General features: G+C 46.1%; 1 protein-coding gene. It reads right to left on the bottom strand.

Features of this window, described 5'->3' with window-relative positions; all coding sequences use genetic code 11:
• Positions 1 to 106 precede the first annotated feature (106 nt).
• Positions 107 to 1,771, bottom strand: a complete 1,665-nt coding sequence (ltrA, locus tag FNW02_RS37900; protein WP_191762591.1) for a group II intron reverse transcriptase/maturase — start codon at positions 1,769 to 1,771, stop codon at positions 107 to 109.
• Between the last annotated feature and the right edge of the window lie 601 nt (positions 1,772 to 2,372).

Here is a 2,372-nt window from a genome sequence, read left to right as displayed (position 1 = left end):
AGTCGGGTAAAGAGGCGATGTCACCATTGCCCCCTCCCCTCAAAACCGGACTTGTACCTTTCAGCACATCCGGCTTAAGCAAATTACTAGCTCCACTTTGCTTCAATCATTTCTCAGCGTGAATCTGTTGATGACAGTAGAGGTGTAGTAGTTGGAGATTTCCATAGTTATCTGTTCCACCCCATTGCTTAGGTTTGATGTGATGTATGTGTAGTTCTTCCTCGTTAAATAGAGATTCCCCACACTTAGGACAAATGCACCCTTGGTTTTTAGCAATCTTTTGCTTACTGGGGGTGAGAGATTTAGCCTTCGCTTTTTCCCTTTTGTGCCAATAGCTTTTAAGATTTGGATCATCGGAAGATGATTTGCCTTTGACCAAGATATGCCTTTCTATCTGGAACCAGCTAAATTTGAGCAAGTGCATCCCGGTGGTTTTGTCGCCAAATACCCATCGGTCGCAGCGATCTAGATTCAGCCTGCCCCAGTATCGGCTTTGTCTCCAATATCGAGGCTTTTTAGGGTGGGTGTGCTTAACATAGCGGACGGCTCGATGAAACATCCACCTGTCAAGGCTGTGAAAAATCTCACGGGATACTCCTGAACGGAAATAATTTGCCCATCCTCGGATGATCGGGTTTAGGCTCTTAATAATTGCTAAGACATTCGACCCTCTCAATGAAAGCCATTTCTCTCGCAATTTATTCCGTAATTTCCCTACCGATTCCTTGCTTGGCTTGATTAGCAGTTTCCAACCTGTTTTGGAGGTTTTATCGGCTCTGTATTGTCTAATGTTGAAGCCGAGAAAATCAAAACCCTCGGTTAGGTGAACAATTTTGGTCTTGTCAGCAGATAGCTCTAAACCTCTTTGTTTCAGCCAAATTCTCAGAATTCTGACGGTTTCTTCAGCATCTTCCTTGGACTCACAGAACGCTGCAAAATCATCTGCATATCTGACGATTGCTCGCTTTCCAACGGAATAGCCTCGGTAATCGTATTTGACTCCAATTGCTTGTTCCATTCCATGCAAGGCGATATTAGCCAGCAAGGGCGAAACGACGCCGCCTTGGGGAGTTCCACTATCAGTTTCGTGGAAAACTCCTTGTTCCATATATCCTGCTTTGAGCCATTGCTTAATCAATTCCCGACCGGGAACCTCACCAATCGCTTTGAGCAGAAATTCATGGCTGATATTGTCAAATGCTCCTTTGATATCAGCATCTACAACCCATTTCTTCCGTTTATTTGGTCGAGCTTGGCTGAAGATTTTCTCAATGGCATCGTGACAACTTCTGCCAGGGCGGAATCCATAGCTTGTTGCCTCAAACTTTGCCTCCCATTCTGGTTCAAGTGAATTCTTGACCATTGCTTGAAGGCATCTATCTTTGACAACTGGGATTCCCAGTGGACGTTGCTTTCCGTTTGATTTCGGTATATACACCCGACGCGCAGGTTTCGCTTTCCAGAGGGTGAAGGTCGATAGTTCATCTGCCAGTTTGCCTCTAGTTGCAGGGGACTTAACCACTACTTTATCTATCCCTGGCGTATTTCTACCCGCGTTCTGCTGTGTCACTCTGCGAACACTTGTAAGAATGTTGGCAAAGCTTCGTAGCATTAGCTTTTGAAGCGAACGCACTTTTTTATAATTGCGTTCTGTGGTAGCCCGAAAGATTCTCTGTCTCAGGTTCTTGACAAAACGGTTGGCTTTGCGCCAGTTGATGGCGTTCCAGTCCGTATGCCCTTTGGTTCCGTTTGCTAAAGCAAAGCTTTGCATCTAACTTATCCCTTAGTGAAGAACAATTACAGCGACCTTTGGGTAATTCACCTGACCCACGTCAGCACCCTTTCAGGTTAGGCATTGCCCTATCCAGCAGATTATGAATTCTCTTTACCTTTCGGCTTGCTGGCGTTTTGCTTCTTGGGTCGTCCCTTTCCCACTGAGGAATTCAGTCTTCCTTGCGGTTGACTTACTGGAAATTCCAGACCCCATTGGGGTTATCACGTTCCACATGTTTGAGATGCGACTGGAGAGGGTGTCTCCTTTACTGCGGGGACAAGGTGTCCTCAAATTCGATTCATAAGACCGAATTTCTCAACTCGAATGGTAAGTCCGAGTTTCTAGTATCCCTTCATCACCGTATCAGCCATGTTTCGATGACCAGACGTCACGCAGCCTCATCAGAGATTCACTCGCGTTCACCCATCCAGTCTTCCTCTTGCCCGGATTCTCCAGATGGCTTGGATTTTCCTTGGACGTTACCTCTTTGCAAAAGACCCCACCGTTACCAGTGACGCCCTCAGAGATTGAAGATAAGTTTGGACACTAACTTAGAGAAGTCACCTTCTCACTCAGAACATGCGACATCGTGTCGCGC

This window comes from Komarekiella delphini-convector SJRDD-AB1 (assembly GCF_014831675.1).
Lineage (GTDB): Bacteria > Cyanobacteriota > Cyanobacteriia > Cyanobacteriales > Nostocaceae > Komarekiella.
The sequence above is the reverse complement of the archived record's forward strand: the minus strand, read 5'-3'. Positions and strand labels throughout refer to the sequence as shown.

What these genes read in the sequence shown, in the direction of transcription:
- ltrA (WP_191762591.1), bottom strand. Translation starts at nt 1,771, where the DNA reads ATGCAAAGCTTTGCTTTAGCAAACGGAACCAAAGGGCATACGGACTGG.